This is a genomic window from Micromonospora sp. NPDC048905, from assembly GCF_040649655.1.
Classification (GTDB): domain Bacteria; phylum Actinomycetota; class Actinomycetes; order Mycobacteriales; family Micromonosporaceae; genus Micromonospora.
The window spans coordinates 788,198-809,960 of record NZ_JBEZFV010000001.1; the positions used below are offsets into that span (position 1 = coordinate 788,198).

Below are 21,763 nucleotides of genomic sequence, written 5' to 3' on the forward strand. Positions count from 1 at the left end.
CGCGAGATGGCATTGATCGCGCAGCTGTCTGTGGGCGTGTCCGACGCCGAGCGGGCAGGAACGTTCTGGGCCGCGGCCCTCGGCTACCGTCGCCGCGAGCCCCGCTTCACCGGCGACGAGTGGATCGTGCTGGATCCGCCGCCAGGGGTGTCGGGCCTGGCCCTCGCGATGGACCTCAGCGAAAGTCCCGTGCCGGAGTTCCCCCGACTCCACCTCGATCTGGACGCCGGCGACCGACCCCTCGACGAGGAACTCGACCGGCTGCTCGCCCTCGGTGCCCGGATCGTCGACTGGCGGCACTATCCCGCCGAGCCGCACCCGACCGAACCGCCGTACGTGGTGCTGGCCGACCCGGAGGGCAACCGGTTCTGCGTCTCGGGCCGCCGCGAACCGCCCCGGCGGTGACCGGGACCCTCGCTACGCCCCAGGCGTCAGCACCGTGCCCGTCCTCTCCGCCGCAGCGCGGACGGCGAGCGGAACGGTGAGGGTGAGCAGCGCGCCGTCGCGCTCCACCGAGCTGGGCCGGTCCAGCCGGCGCAGCGTCCGCAGCATCGGGGTGTTCTCCGCCTGGACGTGCAGCACCAACGCCGCGTACCCGGCCGCGTCGGCGTGCCGGACCACGCGGCGCAGCAACGCCGAGCCGAGCCCCCGCCGCTGCCAGTCGTCGCGCACCAGCAGCGCCACCTCGGCCTCGTCGCCCTCGCCGAGCAGGTTGGCCATGGCGACCACCGACCCCGCCGCACCGTCGGGACCGGTGGTCGTGGCGACAAGCGTCAACCCGCGCCCCGGCTCCAGCAGCCGGCGCAGTCGGGCCGGCTGCGGCAGCAGCCCCCCGCCCAGGTAACGCCGCTGCCGACTACGTGGTGAGCACGTCTCGTGCAGCTCGACGAGGCCGGACAGGTCGTGCGCGCAGCCCGGCCGGACGGCCACCTCGGCCCCGTCGGGCAGCACCAGGGTGACCTGTTCCGCGGCCCGACGCGCCACGGTGGCGGCCAACTCGACCAGGGCCTGCGCCCGGGCGTACTCCGCCGGGGTGAAGGCGGGCGCGGCCCGGCGCAGCGCGAACGAGCCGCCCGCCGGGTCGGCCAGCGTCATGGTGGCGCCGGCGATCCCCCGGTCGATGCCTGTCGACGCGGGTCGCCAGGTGACCGAGTCGGCGCCGAGCAGGGTCTGCAACGCCTCGCCCGTGGCGTCCGGGTCGCGCACCAGCCGGTTGGCCAGCCCGAGCACCCGGGTGGGCTGGTCGGCCAGGCCGCGCGCCTCGCTGCGCGCCACCCAGCAGTCCCGGCCCCGACCGCGCTCGACGGCGGCGATCAGCTGGGCCTCGTCGAGCGCGTCCGGCGCGTCGACCAGGAAGTCGTCCACCGCGCCCTGCTCGGTGGGTTGCACCTGCACGGTGAGGATGTTGACCCCACGCAGCGCGAGGCTGGCCGTGAGCACCGACAGGTAGCCCGGTCGGTCGTCCACCGTCGCTCGGATCCGCCACAACGTCATGGTTGGCTCCCTTCCTCACCGCTGAGCCTCGTCGCCGGCTGTTGCCGCCCGATTGCCCGGTGGTGTCGTGCCCGGGAACTCCCCGGCCGGTCAGGGGCCGGCGACCACCGGCGGCGCGCCGACCAGGTCCAGCCGGTCGCCGAGGATCACCGCGCTGGCCCGGACCAGTTGGGTGAGCCGGTCGACCTCGGTGCTGTGGAAGTTGGCGGCGCAGAGGGTGTCGCTGTACTCCCGGGCCACCACCAGCACCAGGCCCGCCCGGCCGAACGGCGCGATCGCGTGGTGGGTGCCGTCGGGCGTGGTCATCGACCGACCGCGCAGCGGCGTCACCTCCGGCAACCGCAGAGGCACCGGGGTACGCCAGCTCGCGTGCCCCACCGTCGCCCCGCCGCCCCCGGTCCGGGAGGCCCAGTCGACAGGCACCACGGCGGCGACGGCCCAGTCCGCCGCCAGCAGCCCGGGAACCGCGTCGACGAGGGTGGCCAGCCCGTCGGCCGGGTTAGCCGCGACCTGGGCCAACAACTCCGCGTCCTGGCCGGTGGTGGTGGGCGCGCCGATCGCCCGCCACACACCGTCCACCCGCACACCAGGAATCGCCGCGAGACCAGCCAGCAGCCGCTCCACCCGGGCGGCACCCGGCCAGACGACGGTGAAGTCGTCCACCGCGCGTCCGCCGAGTCGTTCGAGGACCACCACCTGGACGATGTCCGCGCCGGAGACGCCCAGCGTGCGGGCGACCTGGCCGAGCGTGCCCGGACGGTCCGGCAGGGTGACCCGAACTCGCAGCAACATGTCTGTCCCTCCGCTCGGCGGGCCGGCGACAAGCGTCCGGCAGGCTGCGTCACAGCCTGCCGGTTGACCATTTCGTCCCTGTTGCAGAGGCATGTCCCGAGGGGAAATTCTGACCTTGACAACGTGAGCGAGCTGCCATCAACTAGTCGGATGAGTGATCCGGCCGTCAGTGCGCCGCGACCGGGCACCGTTCCCGCCTCCCCCGCCGGGCTGTCCCTGGACCGGCTCGCCGGCTACCTCGCCGCACACCGACCCGAGCTGGCGGTCGGGCCGCTGCGGGCCGACCTGATCGCGGGGGGCAAGTCCAACCTCACCTACCTGCTGCGCGTCGGCGACCGGGAGGTCGTGCTGCGCCGCCCTCCGCTGGGGCACGTGCTGGCGACCGCGCACGACATGGCCCGCGAGTTCCGGGTCATCTCGGCGCTGGCGCCGACCGAGGTGCCGGTCCCGGGCGCGCTGCTGCTCTGCACCGACCCCGAGGTGATCGGCGCGCCCTTCTACCTGATGGAGCGGATGCCCGGCGAGGTGTTCCGCACCCGCGCGCAGACCGACCCGCTCGGCGACGACCGACGCCGGGATCTCGCCATGGCGATGATGGACACGCTCGCCGCGCTGCACAGCGTCGAGCCGGCCACGGTCGGGCTGGGCGACTTCGGCCGCCCGGAGGGCTACCTGGCCCGGCAGGTCCGCCGCTGGGGCGGGCAACTCGACCGCTCGCGCAGCCGGGAACTGCCCGGCATCGACGAGCTGCGTGACCTGCTCGCGGCGACCGCCCCGGAGGGCGCGAACGCCGGCCGGATCGTGCACGGCGACTACCGGCTGGACAACCTCCTCGCCTCGGCCGACCCGGTGGCCGTGCACGCCGTCCTCGACTGGGAGATGGCCACCCTCGGTGACCCGCTCGCCGACCTGGGGCTGCTCCTGACGTACTGGGACGTGCTCGGTGGCAGCGACACGGCCGAGGGCAACCCGGTCGCCGACGGGCTCGGCCCGCGCGCCGGCTTCCCGACCGGCGGCGAGCTGATCGACAGGTACGCCGGGCGCAGCGACGTGGACGTCGGGCCGCTGCACTGGCACGTGGCGCTCGGCTGTTTCAAGCTTGCGGTGATCTGCGAGGGCATCCACTACCGCCACACGCTCGGGCAGACGCTCGGCGAGGGCTTCGACCGGATCGGCGAGATGGTGGCACCGCTGGTCGCGCACGGACTGACCGCTGCCAGGGAGCGGTGATGGACTTCTCATACGACAGCCGGACCGAGGAGCTGCGCGACGAGCTGACCCGGTTCCTGACCGAGCACGTCTACCCGGCCGAGGCGGTGCACGCCGAGCAGGTGGCCGCCGGTGACCCGTGGTCGCGTACCCCGGTCCTGGCCGAGCTGAAGGCGGAGGCCCGTAAGCGCGGCCTGTGGAACCTGTTCCTGCCCGACCCGCGCTACGGCGCCGGCCTGACCAACCTCCAGTACGCGCCGCTCGCCGAGTTGACCGGCCGCAGCCCGCACCTGGCGCCGGAGGCGGTGAACTGCGCGGCACCGGACACCGGCAACATGGAGCTGCTGGCCGAGTTCGGCTCGGAGGCGCAGCAGAAACGGTGGCTGATGCCGCTGCTGGAGGGCGAGATCCGCTCCGCGTTCTGCATGACCGAACCGGACGTCGCCTCCTCCGACGCCACAAACATCGCCACCTCGATCACCCGGGACGGCGACGAGTACGTCATCAACGGCCGCAAGTGGTGGTCGTCCGGCGCGATGGACCCGCGCTGCGAGATCTTCATCGTGATGGGCAAGACCGATCCCGACGCCGATCGGCACCGCCAGCAGAGCATGGTGCTGGTCCCCCGGGACACCCCCGGGGTGCACGTGCGCCGGGGCATGACCGTCTTCGGCTACACCGACGGATCCCACGGCGGGCACGCCGAGATCGACTTCACCGACGTCCGGGTGCCGGCGGACAATCTGATCGGCGCCGAGGGCACCGGCTTCGCCATCGCCCAGGCCCGGCTCGGCCCGGGCCGGATCCACCACTGCATGCGATTGATCGGAATGGCTGAGCGGGCGTTGGAGCTGCTCTGCAAGCGGGCGCTCGAGCGGGTCGCGTTCGGCCGGCCCCTCGCCGAGCAGGGCGTCGTCCGGGAGTGGATCGCCGAGTCGCGGGTGCGTATCGAGCAGGCCCGGCTGCTGGTGCTGAAGACGGCCTGGCTGATGGACACCGTCGGCAACAAGGGCGCGCACACCGAGATCCAGGCCATCAAGATCGGCACCCCGGCGATGGCGGAGTGGGTGATCGACAAGGCCATCCAGGGGTACGGCGGCGCCGGCGTCAGCCAGGACACTCCGCTGGCCGCCCTCTGGGCGCAGACCCGCACCCTACGCCTGGCCGACGGCCCCGACGAGGTCCACCGCAACTCCCTGGCCAAGCGCGAACTCCGCCGCTGGACCCCGTAGCCCCCACCTGACCACCCACGCCACGCCACATCGCGCCCGCGCCGCGCTGCCGGGGTCGCCCCACCGGCAAGACCGCGCACGGGCAAGACCGCGCACGGGCAAGACCGCGCCCCACGGGCACGACCACGCCCGCGACCGCGCCCCACGGGCAAGATCGCGCCCACACGGGCAAGATCACGCCCCACGGGCAAGATCGCGCTACATCCGGGATGTAGTGGCCTCCGCCTCCAGGATCACCACTACAACCAGGATCGAGCACGATCTTGGGCATTGCGGCGGGTGATCATGAGGTTGACCGGGCGGTTCGGGTGATTTGTGCCCGCCAACCTCATGATCAACGCGCAGGGCAGCGCGGAGGGCGCACGCAGGGCAGCGCGGAGGGCGCGCGGAGGGCAGCGCGGAGGGCGCGCGGAGCGCAGGGCCGAGGGCAGCGCGGAGCGCAGGGCGGAGGGCGCGCGGAGGTGGGTGGGTCAGGCGCTGGCGCGGTGGATCAGGTGGGTGTCCAGGAGGAGGTGCGTGGCCGGGAGGTCCTCGCCGCGGATCCGGGCCACCAGCAGGCGGGCCATCTGTCGGCCCATCTCCTCCACCGGTTGGAAGACCGTGGTCAGCGGCGGGTCCGCCCGGAGGGCGATCGTCGCGTCGTCGAAGCCGATCACCGCGACGTCCTCCGGCACCCGCCGGCCGGCCTCCCGCAGCGTACGCAGCGCGCCGAACGCCATCAGGTCGGACGCGACGAAGACCGCGTCCAGGTCCGGGCAGACGTCCAACAGCCGGCGCATGGCGGACGCGCCGCTGCCCTCGCTGAAGTCGCCGTACGCGATCAGGTCGGGGTTGACGCCGGCCCCGGTGGCCTTCACGGCCTCGGTGTAGCCGGCCAGGCGGGCCAGGCCCACGCCCATGTCCTGGGTGCCGGCGATGGTGGCGATGCGACGACGCCCCTGCCTCGCCAGGTACTCGACCGCCTGCCGGGCCCCGCCAACGTTGTCCACGTCGACGAACCAGGCCGGCTGGGCGCCCGGTTGCAGCATCCGGGCGGGCCGGCCACCGAGCACCGCGGGCAGGCCGCGCTCCTCCAGCAGCGTCGGCAGGGGGTCGGAGTCGTGCAACGACAGCAGCAGTACGCCGTCGACGTGCTGGTTGGTCAGGTGGTGCTCGACCCGCTCCCGCTCCACCGGCGACTGCGCCATGGCCAGCCAGAGCTGCATCGGCGTCTCCAGCAGGCCGGAGCTGATCCCCCGGACGATCGCGGCGAAGAACGGCTCGGTGAAGACCCGCTCACCGGACTCGGACACCACGAGCGCGACGGAGTCGGTCCGCTGGGTGACGAGCGCGCGGGCGGCTCGGTTCGGCACGTACCCCAGCTCGGCGATGGCCTGTTGGACCGCGGCCCGGGCCTCCGGACTGACCTGCGGCGAGCCGTTGACGACGCGGGAGACCGTGCCGCGACCGACACCGGCGCGTGCCGCGACCGCATCGAGGGTCGGACGCCCGAGTGACCGGGTGCGCTGCGTTGTCATCGTCTGCTCCTCCGACGGCGGGCGGACCCGGCGCCACCTGCGAGAGGTGGACGCCAGGGCCGTCCTGATGGCTGGCCCGAGCCTATTGTGCGGCCAGACCGTTGCGCCGGATCACCGAGGCGTACCACTTGGCGCTGGACTTGGGGGTGCGGACCTGGCTGTCGTAGTCGACGTGGATCATGCCGAACCGCTTCGTGTAACCCCAGGCCCATTCGAAATTATCCATCAACGACCAGGCGAAGTATCCCCGCAGGGGAACTCCGTCGTCGATCGCCTCGTGCGCGGCGCGCAGGTGGGCGTCGAAGAAGGCCAACCTGTCGACGTCGTCGACCTGCCCGTCGACCACCGAGTCGACGAACGCGGAACCGTTCTCGGTGACGTACAGCGGCAGGTCGGTGTAGCCGTGCACCCGACGCAGCGTCTCGGCCAGGCCCGGGGCGTCGATCTCCCAGCCCATGTCGGTGACCGGTACGCCACGGGTGACGAACCGGACGTCCTCGCTGCCCGGCCAGCACGACGGGGCCGGGTCGATCGCGGCGCCCTCGGCCGCCGCGGCGACCACGTGCCGGCTGTAGTAGTTGACCCCGACCAGGTCCAGCGGCGTGGCGATGGTCGCCAGGTCGCCGTCGTGCACGTGGCCGAAGTCGGTCACCGTGCGCAGGTCGGCCACCAGGTCCTCCGGGTACGACCCCCGCAGCAGCGGGTCGAGGAAGAACCGGTTGGCCAACCCGTCGATCCGGCGGGCGGCGTCCACGTCCGCCGGGGCGTCGGTGGCCGGGTCGACCGGGTAGAGGTTGACCGTCACGCCCACCTCGGCGGTCGGCCGGGCGGCCCGCAGCGCCTGCACGGACAGGCCGTGTCCGAGCATCAGGTGGTGCCCGGCGCGCACCGCGTCCGCACCGTCGGTGCGGCCGGGGGCGTGCACACCGGCGCCGTAGCCGAGGAACGCCGAGCACCACGGCTCGTTCAGCGTGGTCCAGTAGCGCACCCGGTCGCCGAGCGCGTCGGCCACCAGTGTCGTGTAGTCGGCGAAGCGGGCCGCGGTGTCCCGAGCCGGCCAGCCGCCGGCGTCCTCCAGCGGCTGCGGCAGGTCCCAGTGGTAGAGGGTCAGCCACGGCTCGATGCCGTTGGCCAGCAGCTCGTCGACCAGCCGGCGGTAGAAGTCCAACCCCTGCGGGTTGGCCGCGCCGACGCCGCCGGGCTGCACCCGGGACCAGGAGACCGAGAAACGGTACGACTTGAGGCCCAGCTCGGCCATCAGGGCGACGTCGTCGCCGAGCCGGTGGTAGTGGTCGCACGCGACGTCGCCGGTGTGCCCGAGGAGGACCCGACCGTCGGTGTGGCTGAAGGTGTCCCAGATCGACGGGGTACGGCCGTCCTCGGCCGCCGCCCCCTCGATCTGGTATGCCGCGGTCGCGGCCCCCCACAGGAAACCGGGTGGGAAGGTCAGCCCGGGGCGCTCGTCGAGGACGTCGACGGCGTTGGGGCTGGCGGGGTTGCTCACGACTTGACGGCACCTTCCATGATCCCGCCGATGATCTGGCGGCCGAACACGAGAAAGACGATTACCAGGGGGATGGTGCCGATCGCCGTGGCGGCGAACACCTGGGAGTAGTCGGTGTAGTAGGCGTACGACAGGAAGGAGAGCGAGACCTGGAGGGTCGGGTTCTCCGGGGTGAGGATGGCGTACGGCCAGATGAACGAGTTCCAGGTCTCCATGAAGGTCAGCAGACCGAGGACGCCGGCGGCGGGGCGCAGTGCGGGCAGCACGATGCTCCAGTAGATCCGGAACGTGCTCGCCCCGTCGACCCGACCGGCCTCGATGAGCTCGTCGGAGATCGCCTGGCTGGCGTACTGCCGCATCATGAACACGCCGAAGCCGGTGACCAGGAACGGCACGGTGACCGCGTAGAGGGTGTCGTACCACCCCAGGTCCTGCATCATGCTCCAGAGCGGGATGAGCCCCATCTGGGTCGGGATCATCATGGTGACGATGATCGTCAGCAGGAGGGCGTTGCTGCCCCGGAAACGCAGCTTGGCGAAGGCGAACCCGGCCAGCGAACCGGTGAGCACCACCGACACGGTGACCACCGAGGAGACGATGACCGAGTTCATCATGCCGGTGAAGAAGTTGGCGGCGTCGTTGTCGAGCACCCGCTGGAAGTTGTCACCGAACGCTCCGGCGGGGGTGATCGGTGGTGGCACGTCGTTGATCTGGTCGAGGCTGCGAGTGGCGATCACCAGCATGTAGTAGAACGGGTAGATCGACAGCAGCGCCGCCAGGACGAGCGCCACGTAGGTCAGCGGACTTGTGCGCCACAGGCGCTGGGAGGCCGAGGTCATCGATCTCTCCTCACTTCGCCGAGCGGCGGACGAGTAGGAAGTTGAACAGCGACACCACGACGATGATCATGAAGATCGCCCAGGCGACCGCGGCTCCGTAACCGGCGGTGCTCAGGTTCTCGATGCCCATCTCGTACATGTACATGGCCAGCGTCTGGAACTCCCGCTGGTCGCCGCCGAGGATGTTGCCGTTGGCGAAGAGCAGCGGCTCGGTGAAGAGCTGCATGCCGCCGATCGTGGAGAGGATGACCACGAAGATGAAGGTGGGCTTGAGCATCGGCAGGGTGATCTGCCAGAACTGCCGCCACGGGCTCGCGCCGTCGATCGCCGCGGCCTCGTAGAGGTCCTTCGGGATCGCCTGCATGCCGGCGAGCAGGATCAGGGTGTTGTAACCGGTCCACCGCCAGTTGACCATCGTGGAGATGGCGAACCAGGAACTCCACCGCTGCCCGTCCCAGTCGACCGCGTCGACACCGACGAGGCTGAGCAGCCAGTTGAACAGACCGAACTCCTTCTGGAACAGCATCCCGAAGACGATCGCGACCGCGGCCACCGACACCACGTTCGGCACGAAGATGGCCATCCGGAAGAAGGTCTTGGCGCGCAGGAAGGTCCGGTTGAGCAGGTTCGCCAGGAAGAGGGCGAGCAACAACTGCGGGATGGTCGACAGGGCGAAGATGCCCAACGTGTTGACCAGCGCGTTCCAGAAGTACTCGTCGGACACGAGCCGGGTGTAGTTGTCGAAGCCGATGAACGAGTGGTCGCCGATCATGTCCCAGTCGTGCAGGGACATCCAGACGGTACGCAGCATCGGGTACAACCCGAACACGCCGAAGATCAGGAAGAACGGGGCGATGTAGAGGTAGGGCGAGTACTTGACATCGAGACGGTTGAGTAACCTTGCCCGGCTACGTCGGGAAGAGACGTCGCGAGAAGGCGGTGCTGCTGGCGACGGCGGTGCCGTCGTGGCCGACAGGCTCATGCGAATTTCCTTTTCCGGCGAGGCCCGGGGGCCCTCGCGCAGGGCGCTACGCGGAGGGGACCGGCCGGTGGCGTCCGGGAAGCCCCGAACGCCACCGGCAGGGGATCACTCAGAAAGCGCCCTGAGTCTTGGCGTCCTTCGTGAACTGCTCCCAGGCCTTCGCCTTGTCGGCCCGCCCGTTCTCGAACGCCCGCAGGGCCGGCTCGAACGCGTTCTCCTTCACCGCCTGGTGCTTCGGACCCAGGTAGGTCGGCTGGATCTTGGCGACGCTCTCCCCGAAGATCTTGCCGGTCGGCGCGTTGCTGAAGTACTCGTTGGTGTAGCTGAGGAACGCCTCGTTCTTCAGCGCCTCCAGGTTGGTCGGCAGCGGGCCCTTGAGCTTGAAGGCGTCCACCTGGCTCTTCGCGTTGGTCAGGTACTCGGCGAGCTTCGCCGCCTCCTTCGGGTACTTGCTCTGCTCCGGAACCGCGAGCCACGAGCCGCCCCAGTTGCCGCCGCCGCCCGGAACGGCCGCGACATCCCACTTGCCCTTGTTGGCCGCACCGGAGTTGTCCGACACGATGCCGAGCATCCAGGACGGGCAGAAGGTGACCGCGAAGGTGCCCTGCTTGAAGCCACCCGACCACTCCGGCGACCAGGTCTGCGCCTTGGCGGAGATGTCCGCCATCGAGGTGGCGGTGTCCCAGGCGTTCTTCACCGCGGGGCTGGTGTCCGCGATGATGTTGTTTTCCTTGTCGTAGAACAGGTCACCGTTGCCCTGGAACATCACACCGTTGGAGACGGCGGTGATCGAGTCGACGAACGCCTTGCCACCGCTGCCCTGCTTGTACTTCAGGCCGGCGTCGTGGAAGCCCTTCCAGTCCGGCCAGAGCGCCGACACCTGGTCGCGCTCGGAGGGCAGACCGGCGGCCTGGAACAGGTCCTTGCGGTAGCAGACGGCGAGGCTGCCGACGTCGGTCGGGAGGCCGATCAGCCGACCGTCCTGCGCCTTGCCCAGCTCCCACTTCCAGGGCAGGAACTCCTTGGAGTGGTCGGCGATCAAGGGGTTGAGGTCGGCCCAGTTCTTCGGGTTGGTCTTGAACTCGTTGAGGATGCCCTCTTCCAGGGCGGTGACGTCCGCCGCGCCCTTGCCGGTGGCCAGGTAGCGGACCAGCTTCGGCCGGTACTCGCTGAGCTGCGCGGTCTTGCGCAGCTCGACCTTGATGCCGGTGTCCTTCTCGTACTGCTTGACGAGCTCGTCGTAGCCGAACTCGCTGAAGGTGTCGACGACCAGCTTGGCCGGCTTCTCGCCGGCCGCCGGCTTGTCGTCGTCGTTGCCGCAGGCTGCGAGACCGCTGACCGCGGTGATCGCGGCCAGGGCAGCGGCCGCCAGGCGGGTACGCCGCGTGGTGACACTCATTCGCTGACCCCTCTTTCCGGTGGTGAGGCTGATGTGTGTGGTGGGGGGTGCTCATCGCGCCACGCCAGGGTGTGTGAGTGACCCGTGCCACCTCCGGGAGCGCTCCCATGAGATTGCCGACAGGTAACGGGGGTGTCAATAGGACGTTGGGAGCGTTCCCAGATCGTTACCGCTCCCGGGCTCGGAACTCCGCCCAGCCTGCGGGGATTTTCAGCAGAAGCGGCGCAGCAGGGTGGTGGCCCGGTCCGGGTCGAACCGGGCCGGGTCGAAGGTGGACCCCGCCCAGTCGCGCAGCGTCGCGTGCCGCGGATCGATCGGCCCGATCGGGTCGTCCTCGTCGGCCAACGCGACCAGAAGGGCCTGGTAGCCCGACGGCCCGCCGACACCCTCCGGCGGACAGGCCCGCTCGCCGTCCAGGCAGACCGGGTACCGCTCGTCCGGGTCCGCGGTCAGCGCGTCCTCCACGACCAGGTCGTGCTCCCACCAGTCGCCGAAGTCGTAGGTGTAGGAGAACCGGCTGCCCTTGCCGAGCACCGAGTCCAACCGCGCGTCCAGCTCGTCGTGCAGCGCCAACTCCCCGTCCGGGTCGGGTTCGCCGTACTGCATCGCGTCGATCTCGAACGAGTGCAGGCGGCAGTCACGCCAACCCATCGCGTGCTGCACCACCCGGTGCAACCGGTCCAGCGTGTAGCCGGCCGGCACGAGCACCCGTCGCCACACCGGCGGGCGGACACCGGCGAGGGACATCTTCAGCTGGAAGATCTGACGCGGCATGCTGTCCTGTCCTCCCGCGGCTTAGGCTGCGAGCATGATCTGCCGAGCGTGCCGGGCCCGGCGACACGACGACTGCCCGGGCCGGAACTGGTGCGACTGCCAGCACCGTACCGCCGAACCGACCCCTCCCGTCACCGGTCCGGCCGGCGAATGAGCGTCGGAATTCCGATCCGACGGCTCTGGCCCGAGCCGTCGACGCAGCCCCTCGACGACGCCGCGCTGACCACGCTCTACGGCCGCGCGGACGAGCCGAGACTGCGGGTCAACTTCGTCACCAGCCTGGACGGCGCGGTCACCGTGGACGACTACTCCGCCGGGCTCTCCGGGCAGCCGGACAAACGGGTGTTCGGGCTGCTGCGGATGCTCTGCGACGCGCTGGTGGTGGCCGCCGGCACGCTGCGCCACGAGGGGTACCGCGCGGTCCGCCTCGACGAGCGCCGCCGCGCCTGGCGACGCGAGCACGGGCTGGCCGAGTACCCCACGCTCGTGGTCGTCTCCGGCTCGCTGGACCTGGATCCGACGCAGGCCGCCTTCGCCGACGCCCCGACCCGGCCGATCGTGCTCACCCACGCCGACGTCGAGCCGCCGCCCGGCCTGACCGACGTCGCCGACCTGCTGCGCAGCGGCACCGAGCGGGTCGACCTGGCCGCCGGTCTCGCCGAACTGCACCGACGCGGGCTGACCCAACTGCTCTGCGAGGGCGGCCCGCACCTGTTCGGCGCGCTCACCGATGCCGATCTGGTGGACGAGCTGTGCCTCACCGTCGCGCCGCTGCTGGCGGGTCCCGGACCGGGCCGGATCAGCGCGGGAGAACCCGCGCCGCCGCGCCAGCTCACCCTGCGGCACGTGCTGGCCGCCGAGGACGGCGTCCTCCTGCTGCGCCACGCCCGCCCGTAGGACTCGCTCGACGAAGGGCGACGACTTCCACGCCACCCGCCCGGCGGGCAGGCGGCTCAGTCGTTCAGGACCGCGCCGGGAGCCCACGGGATCCGGTAGCGCTGGCCGTCCGCAGTGCTCGCCCAGACCTGCACCTCGTCGTACGGCTCGATGGCGACCACCTCCGTCACCGCGCCGCGCGGGGCCGGGCCGAGCGAGTGCGGCACGCCGTCGGCCACGACCTCGACGGTACGTCCCTGCGGTGCCTGGACCAGCACGTAGAGCCGGCCACCGGAGCGCCGGGCCACGGCCACGCCCAGCCCGCTGCCGGTGGACCGGACGGCTGCACAGACCGCGTCACCGTTGATGCACGCGAGATCGTACGAGAGGTAGTCGTGCAACAGTCGCGCACCGCCCCCATCCGGGGCGATCCACACCTCGGCCGCTTTCCCCCCGATGGCCCGCTCCTCGGCGCGTGGCTCCCGGGTGACAAGTACAAGCGTCTCCGTTCCGGCCCGACCGACAGCGACAACCTGCGCCTCTGTCACCGCTCGACCGTCGGCACCGAGGATCCCGGTCGGGACGTCGGCAGCCGCGCCGGGCTCGGCGCCCCCGACGTCGCTGCCGCCATGGCGGCCGCCATTGCGGCCGAGCGAGTCCACCTGCGGGAGCAGCAGTGCCCCCGCAGCGGCCACCACCGCCACCGTGCCGACCGCCAGCAGACGTCGGCGTCGACGCGTCCGGCTTCCGGCAACGACCCGTCCGACGAGACCGGGCGGCAGTTCGACAGTCGCGACAGCGTGGTCGAGCAGGTCAGCCACCTCGTGATCACGCATGGTTGTCCTCCGCAAGGTCGAGGTCGAGTGGGGTGACACCGGCAGCTTCCAGTCGGGCTCGCAAGCGGTGCAGGCCACGGGAAGCCTGGCTCTTCACCGAGCCCTTGGAACAGTCCAATTCGGCGGCTACCTCCGCCTCGGAGAGACCCAGCCAGTACCGCAACACCACCACGGCCCGCATCCGCGGCGGAAGCTCCCGCAGCGCCGCCAGAAGCACCTCCCGGTCATCGACCCGAGCCATTTCGTCCTGCTGCGCCGCCGCATCCGGCAGGTGCGCGACCCGACGTCGGTTCCACGGTGAGCGCCATCGGCTGACCAGCCGGTTGGTCATGGCACGGCGCAGATAGGCTTCCGGCTGCCGCTGCCGGACCGCCCGCCAGCGGGGGTAGGCCTGCTCCAACACCTCCTGCAGCAGATCCTCGGCATCGGCCCGCTGCCCGGTGATCAGAACGGCGAATCGGAGCAGTCGAGGGCCACTCGTCGCGACGAAAGTGCCGAAGTCGTCATTCATGCGTGCTCCATACCTAGGTAACGCGACCGCCGTCCGGGAAGTTGAGTCCCGGCGGTCAGCGATTGCCCGCAGAACTCCCGGGTCGTGGGTCAGTTGCTCGGAGCGGCAACTGACCCACGACGACGGCTACCGGAACTGCAGCGGACCGAAGAGCGTCGAACCGGGAAGCAGGATCCGCGAAGGGCTCCGGTATCGGCGCGCGACACCCTCCGCGCGCCGATACAACACGAGCCCACCACCTGGATCGATTCACCGCTCGGGCAATCTGCTCTCGATCGGACAGGACGCGCCGACTCAACCGGTGTAGCGCACGGGCGTCGGCGCGCTGGGTGCCGCGCGTGGCACGCCGACCTGACGTGTCTCCACCGCACGCGTTCGAGCGGGCACCCAGCGTCAGGAGCCGGACGGCGCAGGGTGTCGTCCGACGCGTCGCGTGGCGACCTGTCGTACTCCTCGGGCAGGATGCACCTCATGGTTCCCGACCGTGCTGACCGACCGACCCGAGTCGCCCGATGACCGACGCCGACCTCGACAGCCCTGGCGAGGCGGTCGGGCGGGTGCTGGGCACCGCCGACGCCACCCCGTTGCAATTCTGGACGGCCGTGGCGCCCGGCAGTTATCTCCAGCTCGACGACGTGGTGGTCACCCGGCGGGAGCTGCCGGACCGGGAGCCGGTGACGATCGCCGGGGTGGTCACCCAGGTCCGCGCGCGTCACGAGGGCGCCCAGTTCGACTCCGACGTGTTCGCCATCGCGGACGGCACGCTCCCCGCTCAGGTGCAGGAGGCGGCCGAGGTCACCACGACGCGCGTCGATCCAGAGTTGTACGTGCCGCCGACCCCGGGCGCGGTGGTGTTCCGGGCCGAGGGCGACGCCCGGGCGCGCGCGCTGCACTTCGACCGGATGGAGCGGCGCATCCCGATGGGGATGGGCCGGGACGGGGTCCCGGTCTATCTCAACGCCGACTTCCTCGACGGCAGCCGGGGCGCGCACGTCTCGATCTCCGGCATCTCCGGGGTGGCCACCAAGACCAGCTTCGCGACCTTCCTGCTCTACTCGGTCTTCCGCTCCGGCGTGCTGGGCGGCGACGCGGTCAACGCCAAGGCGCTGATCTTCAACGTCAAGGGCGAGGACCTGCTCTTCCTGGACCACCCCAACACCCGCCTCGACGATCCCACCCGCGCGGCGTACGCGAAGCTCGGGCTGAGCGCCGGCGCCTTCCCCGACGTGCGGGTGTACGCCCCGCCCCGGGTCGGCGACGCGGCGGGCACACCGGATGTGAGCAGCCGGCTCACCGGGGTGGACTCGTTCTACTGGACGTTGAGCGAGTTCTGCGCCGACCGCCTGCTGCCGTACGTCTTCGCCGACGCCGACGACGAGCGCCAGCAGTACACGATGGTGGTCCACTCGGTGACCGCACACCTCGCCCGCTACGCCCAGCCGGCCGACGGTGGGGTGAGCATCGACGGGGTGCGGCTCGGCTCCTACGGCGACCTGGTCGACCACATCGTCGATCAGCTCAACGACGACGAGACCCGCTCCGACTGGGCGGGCAGCGCGGTCGGTCTGGGCACCGTCAACGCGTTCGCCCGGCGGTTGATCGGCAGCAAGAAGGACCTGGCCCGGCTGATCCGCGGCGACCTGGCCACCCGTCGCCCGCACTCGATCAACACCAGCGAGTCGGCGCAGGTGACGGTGGTCGACCTGCACAACCTTCCGGACCGCGCGCAGCGGTTCGTGGTCGGTGTGACGCTGAAGAGCGAGTTCGAGCGCAAGGAGAAGTCCGGCACCGCCAAGCCGCTGCTCTTCGTCGTCCTCGACGAGCTCAACAAGTACGCCCCCCGGGAGGGCTCCTCGCCGATCAAGGAGGTCCTGCTCGACATCGCCGAGCGGGGCCGCTCGCTCGGGGTGATCCTGATCGGCGCGCAGCAGACGGCGAGTGAGGTGGAGCGGCGCATCGTCACCAACTCGGCGATCCGGGTCGTCGGCCGCCTCGACCCGGCCGAGGCCTCCCGCCCGGAGTACGGTTTCCTGCCGCCCGCGCAGCGGCAGCGGGCGTTGCTGGCCAAGCCGGGCACGATGTTCGTCAACCAGCCGGACATTCCGGTGCCGCTGTGCCTGGAGTTCCCGTTCCCGGCCTGGGCGACCCGGGTCTCCGAGGCGGGCCGGGCGCCATCGGAGACGCTGCGCTCGATCACCCAGTCCGCCGACCCGTTCGCCGTGGTGGGCTCCGGTGGCGGCAGCTCCGACGACGACATCCCGTTCTAGGCAGGGGCCTGCACAGCAATGAAGATCCTGCACACCTCCGACTGGCACGTGGGAAAGGTGCTCAAGGGGCAGTCCCGGGCCGACGAGCACAAGGCCGTGCTGGCCGGCGTGATCGACATCGCCCGTGCCGAGCAGCCGGATCTGGTGATCGTCGCCGGTGACCTCTACGACACCGCCGCGCCCAGCTCCGAGGCGACCCGGCTGGTCACCCGGGCGTTGACCGCGTTGCGGCGGACCGGCGCGGACGTGGTCGCGATCGGTGGCAACCACGACAACGGGCCGGCGCTGGACGCGCTGCGTCCGTGGGCCGATGCCGCCGGCATCACGTTGCGCGGTGGGGTGCGGGAAGATCCCGACGAGCACGTGATCGACGGCACGACGGCCGGCGGTGAGCGGTGGCGGCTGGCCGCGCTGCCGTTCCTGTCCCAGCGGTACGCGGTGCGCGCCCTGGAGATGTACGAGCTGACCGCCGCGGAGACCAACCAGACGTACGCCGACCACCTGGGCCGGGTGCTGGGGCGGCTCACCGAGAGTTTCACCGAACCGGACCGGGTGCATCTGGTCACCGCGCACCTCACGGTGACCGGCGCGGCCACCGGTGGCGGCGAACGCGACGCGCACACCGTGCTGGGCTATGCCGTCCCGGCCACCGTCTTCCCGTCCACCGCGCACTACGTGGCGCTGGGTCACCTGCACCGGGCGCAGCGGGTCATCGGCCCCTGCCCGGTGCGCTACAGCGGCAGCCCGCTCGCTGTCGACTTCGGTGAGCAGGAAAATGTCCCCTCGGTGACGATCGTCGAGGTGACGGCCAGCACCGCCGCCCGGGTGCGGGAGGTGCCGGTGACGGCGGCGAGCGCGCTGCGCACGGTGCGGGGCACCCTGGCCCAGCTCGCCGAGATCGAGGCACCGGACGCCTGGCTGCGGGTGTACGTACGCGAACAGCCCCGCGCCGGCCTGCGCGAGGAGGTGCAGGAGCTGCTCCCCCGGGCCCTGGAGATCCGGATCGACCCGGAGCTGTTGACCGCCCCGGGCAGCGGCGCGCGCATCGCCCAGCGTTCGGGGCGTTCGCCGCGGGAGTTGTTCGCCGACTACCTGGACAGCCGGGGCCACGCCGACGAGGGTGTCCGGGAGCTCTTCGACGAGCTTTTCGAGGAGGTCGAGCACTGATGCGTCCGATGCGGTTGGACATGGCCGGGTTCACGGTCTTCCGGGACGAGACCACAGTCGACTTCACCGACGCCGACTTCTTCGCGTTGATCGGCCCGACCGGTTCGGGCAAGTCGACGGTGCTGGACGCGATCTGCTTCGCCCTCTACGGCATGGTGCCCCGCTGGGGTGGCGCCCGGGGGTTGGCGAACGCGCTCGCGCCGTCGGCGACCGAGGCGCGGGTGCGGTTGGTCTTCGAGTCCGGCGGGGCCCGGTACGTGGCGACCCGGGTGGTCCGCCGGGACGGCCGGGGCAACGTGAAGACCGCGAACGCCGGTTTGCAGCTGATGCCGGCCGGTTTCGACGTGACCAAACTGGACACCGGGTTGAGCCCGGACGATCTCGGTGAGGTGGTGGCCGGCACCCCCGCCGAGATGGAGCAGGCGGTGCTGGAGGCGGTCGGGCTGCCGTACGAGCAGTTCACCAGCTGTGTGGTGCTGCCGCAGGGGCAGTTCGCGGACTTCCTGCACGCCAAGCCGGCGACCCGGCAGCAGATCCTGGTCAACCTGCTCGGCCTCGGGGTCTACGAGGACGTGCAGAAGAAGGCGACGGCCCGCGCCGGGCAGGCGGAGGCGCGACTGGAGGCGGTCGACCAGGTGCTCGCCGGGCTGACCGGCGTGGACGACGAGGCGTTGGCCGAGGCCGACGCTCGGGTCGACCGGATGGCCGAGCTGGCCGGCAAGGTAGCCGAGGCGGTGCCGGAGCTGGCGACGGCCCGGCTCACCGCCCGGGAGGCGGCGGCGGCGCTGACCGCCCTCGACGACGAGCTGACCGTCCTGACCGGCGTGCGCGCGCCGCGCGGGGTGGCCGAGGTGGCCCGCGCGGTCACCGCGGCGCGGGCCGACGCGGAGGCGGCGTCGACCGGGGTGTCGTTGGCCGAGGAGCGGGAGGAGAAGCTGCGCGGCGAGCTGGCCGGTGCCGGCGACGAGAGCGCGGTGCGGCTGCTGCTGCGGGCGTACGACGATCGGGACCGGCTGTCCGGCGAGGCCGACACGGTCCGCGCGGCGGTGGGCGCGGCGACCGACGAGCACGCCACGGCGGTGGCGGCCCTGGCCGCCGCCCGCGTGGTCGCCGAGCGAGCCGACGCCGAGTTGGAGGCGGCCTTCCGGGCACACGAGGAGGCGAAGGCCACCGACCTGGCGGTCAGCCTGCGGGTGCACCTGCACGCCGGCGCGGCCTGCCCGGTCTGCGAGCAGCCGGTGGAGCGGGTGCCGGCGGTGCCTGCCGATTCGGCGGTGGCGTCGGCGACGGCGGCGGGCAAGGCGGCGCGGGCCGCGACCAAGGCCGCGCAGGCGACCGTGCAGGAGCGGGACGCGGCGGCACGGGACCTGGAGCGGCTGCTGGTGCAGGCGCGGGCCCGGCAGGAGCAGGTGGACGCCCGACTGGCCGAGGTGGACGGGCAACTCGCCGGGGCGGCGGAGCCGGCGGTGTTGCGCCGGGAGTTGGCCGAGCACGCCCGGTTGCGGCGTGCGCTGGAGGAGGCGGCGACCGCGGTGCGGGCCGGCCGCGAGGCCGCGCGCCAGGCCCGGGCCGGGGTGGAGGCCGCCGAGGAGCGGCTGCGGGCGGCGTGGCGAGCCTTCGACACGTCCCGCGACGGGTTGGCGCGGTTCGGCCCGCCGGTGACCGATCGGGACGACGTGGCCGTCGCGTGGGCGGCGCTCACCGGTTGGGCGGCGACCGAGGCGGACCGCCGCCGCGCCGACCGGGCGAGCCGGGCCGTCGCGGTCGCCGAGGCGGAGTCGGTGGCCGACGCGGTGCAGCGGCGCATCACCGGCATCTTCGCCGACGCCGACGTGCCGGTCGGTGACGACCCGGTGCACGCGGCGACAGTGGCGGTCGAGCGGGCCGACGCCGAACGGCGGCGGCTGCACGAGCGTCGCGAGCAGGCCGGCACGTTGCGCGAGCAGCGGGCGGGGCACGAGCGGGAGGCGCAGGTGGCGCGCGCGCTCGCCGGGCACCTGCGGGCCAACAACTTCGAGCGGTGGTTGCTCGCCGAGGCGTTGGACCTGCTTGTCGACGGCGCGTCGGGGATCCTGCGGGAGCTGTCCTCCGGCCAGTACGAGCTGGTGCACGACAAGGGCGAGTTCGTGGTGGTCGACCACCATGACGCAGGGCTGCGCCGGGGGGTACGGACCCTCTCCGGCGGTGAGACGTTCCAGGCGTCGCTGGCGTTGGCGCTGGCGCTCTCCGAGCAGCTGGCCGGGATGTCGACAACGGCGGCGAGCCTGGAGTCGATAGTCCTGGACGAGGGCTTCGGCACGCTCGACGCCGCGACCCTGGACACGGTCGCCGCCACGTTGGAGAACCTGGCGGCCCGGGGCGACCGGATGGTCGGCGTGGTCACCCACGTGCCGGCGCTGGCCGAACGCATCCCGGTCCGCTTCGAGGTGCGCAAGGATGCGCGTTCCGCGCGCGTGGAGCGGACGGGCCGGTGAGCGCGAGGAGCGACCCCGCGTTCTTCGTGGATTCGTGGGATCCGGCGTACGGGGCGTCGTTCGAGGCGTCGACCGCCGGGCCGGCCGCGCCGAGCAGCGCGCAGGTCGACGCGGACGTGGAGCTGCCCGCGGTGGACTGGCGGGCGATCGGGGTACGCCCTGCGGTGCGGGCGCCCGACGTGGTGCTGCTCGTCGACGGGGTGCGCCGGATCGACGCGAGCATCTGGACGGCGGAGGCCGACGGCCTGTCGTTTCCCGGTCTGGCCGCCTCGTACGCGGCCGGGGTGGTCCGGTGCGACCTGGGTCGGGGTGCCGCGCAGTTGGCCGGTACCCGGGTGGGTCGGGGCCTGTTCACCGCGAGCCCGTCGGCGCAGGATGTCGTGGCCGGCTCGATCCGTTACCCGGTGCACCGGGTGGGTGGCACGGGTGAGCTGGCGAAGTTGCCGGCCGCCGTGCAGGGTCCGTTGACCGCGCTGGAGGTGGCGGTGTCCGACGCCGCCCGGGTCGACGGCGATCTGCTGGTGGTGGACGGCCCGTTGCGGAGTCGCCGGCAGTTGCCGCGCACGCTGGGTTACATCAAGACCCAGCACAGCCAGTACCTGGATGCCCGGCTGACCGCGGTGGTGACCGGTCTGGCGTCGGGTGAGCGTTCCCCGGTGTTCCGGCTGGGCACCGCCTGGGGTGGTTGGTCGTGGTATCTGCGGCTGCCGGTGGCGATCGGAGCCCCGTGGGCGGGCATCGTCCGGGTGGAGTGTTCGGCCGACCTGCCCGTCGAGGCGGCGATCGAGTTGGCCGACCTGTCGCTTGTCACCCTGCCCCGCTTCGCCTCCACGCCGTACAAGGACCCGCGGGCTCCACAGAACCTGATCCCGATCGCCGGACTGGAACGCCGGCTGCGTGCCCTGCTCGGCGATTCCCGGTTGCTGCACCGCGCGTTGACCGCCGCGGCCCGCGCGGCCCGTTGACGGCGGATACTTGTCGGGATGGGACGTAAACGGGCGGCTGACCGGGTGGTCGAGCCGGTCGACACGGGGCAGGCCGAGTTGGTGCCGGACCTGGACCGGCCCGGCTCGTGGACGCTGCTGCTGGACGGCGCGCCGCAGTCGCACGTCGACCTGACCGACCCGACGCACCTGGAATTCGAGTACGTGCGGCGGCTGGCGGCCGCGGTGGATCTGGTCGCACCGGCGGGTGCGCCGCTGCGGGTGCTGCATCTGGGCGGCGGTGCCCTGACCCTGCCCCGCTACGTGTCGGTCACCCGGCCCGGCTCCACCCAGCGGGTGGCCGAGGTGGACGGCGCGCTTGTGGAGTTGGTCCGCAGGGTGCTGCCGTGGCCGTCCGACGCCCGGCTGCGGGTCCGCGTGGAGGATGCGCGGGCCGTGTTGACCGCCACCCGGGACGCCAGTTACGACGTGGTGGTCGCCGACGTGTTCGCCGGTGCCCGTACCCCGGCTCATCTCACCTCGGTGGAGTACGCGGCCGAGGTGGCCCGGGTGCTCCGCCCGGCGGGCTGGTATCTGGCGAACCTGGCCGACGGCCCGCCGTTGCGGCACGCGCGGGGGCAGGTCGCCACGGTCCGCTCGGTGTTGCCGCAGGCCTGTCTGGTCGGGGACGCGGCGGTGTTGCGGGGCCGCCGGTACGGAAATCTGGTGCTGGTCGCCGGGCGGTCCACGCCCCCGGTGCCGGAGCTGACCCGGCGCGCCGCCGGCGACTGGTTCCCGGGCCGGGTGGTGGCCGGCGACGAGTTGGACCGCTTCGCCGGCGGGGCGCCTGTGGTCCGCGACGCCGACGCGACCGGCTCGGATCCGCCGCCACCGGGCCTGTTCTCCGTCCGCCGCTGACCGTCGGCTCAACGACGGCGGGGAAAAATTTCCGCCGTTCGTTGATCCG

At 72.0% G+C, this 21,763-nt stretch carries 19 protein-coding genes; 9 read left to right on the forward strand and 10 right to left on the reverse strand.

Annotated features, from left to right (window positions below; genetic code table 11):
• Positions 1 to 6: 6 nt before the first annotated feature.
• The gene (locus AB0C01_RS03730) at positions 7 to 405 is read left to right on the forward strand and encodes a VOC family protein (RefSeq protein ID WP_357570135.1); all 399 of its coding nucleotides are present in this window, start codon (positions 7 to 9) and stop codon (positions 403 to 405) included.
• A gap of 12 nt (positions 406 to 417) precedes the next feature.
• Here the strand turns inward: AB0C01_RS03730 and AB0C01_RS03735 are convergent, their stop codons facing one another.
• Both AB0C01_RS03735 and AB0C01_RS03740 read right to left on the reverse strand, forming a co-directional pair.
• A complete protein-coding gene (locus AB0C01_RS03735; RefSeq protein ID WP_357570136.1) occupies positions 418 to 1,494 on the reverse strand; it encodes a GNAT family N-acetyltransferase in 1,077 nt (358 codons plus the stop codon).
• Between the two features lie 90 nt (positions 1,495 to 1,584).
• Complete coding sequence (locus tag AB0C01_RS03740) at positions 1,585 to 2,286, reverse strand: amino acid-binding protein (protein ID WP_357247813.1); 702 nt, start codon at positions 2,284 to 2,286, stop codon at positions 1,585 to 1,587.
• Between the two features lie 150 nt (positions 2,287 to 2,436).
• On the opposite strand from AB0C01_RS03740, the gene AB0C01_RS03745 reads away from it, so the two are divergent.
• Both AB0C01_RS03745 and AB0C01_RS03750 read left to right on the forward strand, forming a co-directional pair.
• Complete coding sequence (locus tag AB0C01_RS03745; RefSeq protein ID WP_357247810.1) at positions 2,437 to 3,516, forward strand: phosphotransferase family protein; 1,080 nt, start codon at positions 2,437 to 2,439, stop codon at positions 3,514 to 3,516.
• Entirely contained in the window at positions 3,516 to 4,727 is a 1,212-nt protein-coding gene (locus AB0C01_RS03750; protein ID WP_357247807.1) for an acyl-CoA dehydrogenase family protein, read from the forward strand. Before AB0C01_RS03745 ends, AB0C01_RS03750 begins: the two co-directional genes overlap by 1 nt.
• A gap of 470 nt (positions 4,728 to 5,197) precedes the next feature.
• Here the strand turns inward: AB0C01_RS03750 and AB0C01_RS03755 are convergent, their stop codons facing one another.
• The 6 genes from AB0C01_RS03755 to AB0C01_RS03780 all read right to left on the reverse strand — a co-directional run bounded on the left by AB0C01_RS03755 (position 5,198) and on the right by AB0C01_RS03780 (position 11,742).
• The gene (locus AB0C01_RS03755; protein WP_357247804.1) at positions 5,198 to 6,244 is read right to left on the reverse strand and encodes a LacI family DNA-binding transcriptional regulator; all 1,047 of its coding nucleotides are present in this window, start codon (positions 6,242 to 6,244) and stop codon (positions 5,198 to 5,200) included.
• 82 nt (positions 6,245 to 6,326) lie between these two features.
• Positions 6,327 to 7,748 (reverse strand): GH1 family beta-glucosidase, encoded by a 1,422-nt coding sequence (locus AB0C01_RS03760; RefSeq protein ID WP_357247801.1) that lies wholly within the window; start codon positions 7,746 to 7,748, stop codon positions 6,327 to 6,329.
• Positions 7,745 to 8,587, reverse strand: a complete 843-nt coding sequence (locus AB0C01_RS03765; protein ID WP_357247798.1) for a carbohydrate ABC transporter permease — start codon at positions 8,585 to 8,587, stop codon at positions 7,745 to 7,747. The genes AB0C01_RS03760 and AB0C01_RS03765 overlap by 4 nt, the downstream gene beginning before the upstream one ends.
• Before the next feature lie 10 nt (positions 8,588 to 8,597).
• Complete coding sequence (locus AB0C01_RS03770; protein ID WP_357247795.1) at positions 8,598 to 9,569, reverse strand: sugar ABC transporter permease; 972 nt, start codon at positions 9,567 to 9,569, stop codon at positions 8,598 to 8,600.
• A gap of 109 nt (positions 9,570 to 9,678) precedes the next feature.
• Entirely contained in the window at positions 9,679 to 10,968 is a 1,290-nt protein-coding gene (locus AB0C01_RS03775) for an extracellular solute-binding protein (RefSeq protein WP_357247792.1), read from the reverse strand.
• A 210-nt stretch (positions 10,969 to 11,178) separates the two neighbouring features.
• A complete protein-coding gene (locus AB0C01_RS03780; protein ID WP_357247789.1) occupies positions 11,179 to 11,742 on the reverse strand; it encodes a plasmid pRiA4b ORF-3 family protein in 564 nt (187 codons plus the stop codon).
• A 150-nt stretch (positions 11,743 to 11,892) separates the two neighbouring features.
• Here AB0C01_RS03780 and AB0C01_RS03785 point away from each other — a divergent pair, with 150 nt between their 5' ends.
• Positions 11,893 to 12,639: a pyrimidine reductase family protein gene (locus AB0C01_RS03785; RefSeq protein ID WP_357570137.1), complete on the forward strand. Its 747-nt coding sequence runs from the start codon at positions 11,893 to 11,895 to the stop codon at positions 12,637 to 12,639.
• A 56-nt stretch (positions 12,640 to 12,695) separates the two neighbouring features.
• On the opposite strand, the gene AB0C01_RS03790 is transcribed toward AB0C01_RS03785, so the two are convergent.
• Entirely contained in the window at positions 12,696 to 13,454 is a 759-nt protein-coding gene (locus AB0C01_RS03790) for a hypothetical protein (protein WP_357570138.1), read from the reverse strand.
• A complete protein-coding gene (locus AB0C01_RS03795; protein WP_357570139.1) occupies positions 13,447 to 13,965 on the reverse strand; it encodes a SigE family RNA polymerase sigma factor in 519 nt (172 codons plus the stop codon). Before AB0C01_RS03795 ends, AB0C01_RS03790 begins: the two co-directional genes overlap by 8 nt.
• A gap of 512 nt (positions 13,966 to 14,477) precedes the next feature.
• Here AB0C01_RS03795 and AB0C01_RS03800 point away from each other — a divergent pair.
• The 5 genes from AB0C01_RS03800 to AB0C01_RS03820 are packed head-to-tail and all read left to right on the forward strand — an operon-like array spanning position 14,478 to position 21,714.
• The gene (locus AB0C01_RS03800; RefSeq protein WP_357570140.1) at positions 14,478 to 16,232 is read left to right on the forward strand and encodes an ATP-binding protein; all 1,755 of its coding nucleotides are present in this window, start codon (positions 14,478 to 14,480) and stop codon (positions 16,230 to 16,232) included.
• Between the two features lie 18 nt (positions 16,233 to 16,250).
• Entirely contained in the window at positions 16,251 to 17,399 is a 1,149-nt protein-coding gene (locus AB0C01_RS03805; RefSeq protein WP_357570141.1) for an exonuclease SbcCD subunit D, read from the forward strand.
• Positions 17,399 to 19,873 (forward strand): SMC family ATPase, encoded by a 2,475-nt coding sequence (locus AB0C01_RS03810; RefSeq protein WP_357570142.1) that lies wholly within the window; start codon positions 17,399 to 17,401, stop codon positions 19,871 to 19,873. The genes AB0C01_RS03805 and AB0C01_RS03810 overlap by 1 nt, the downstream gene beginning before the upstream one ends.
• Positions 19,870 to 20,838, forward strand: a complete 969-nt coding sequence (locus AB0C01_RS03815) for a hypothetical protein (RefSeq protein ID WP_357570143.1) — start codon at positions 19,870 to 19,872, stop codon at positions 20,836 to 20,838. Before AB0C01_RS03810 ends, AB0C01_RS03815 begins: the two co-directional genes overlap by 4 nt.
• A gap of 18 nt (positions 20,839 to 20,856) precedes the next feature.
• A complete protein-coding gene (locus tag AB0C01_RS03820; RefSeq protein ID WP_357570144.1) occupies positions 20,857 to 21,714 on the forward strand; it encodes a fused MFS/spermidine synthase in 858 nt (285 codons plus the stop codon).
• Positions 21,715 to 21,763: the final 49 nt, after the last annotated feature.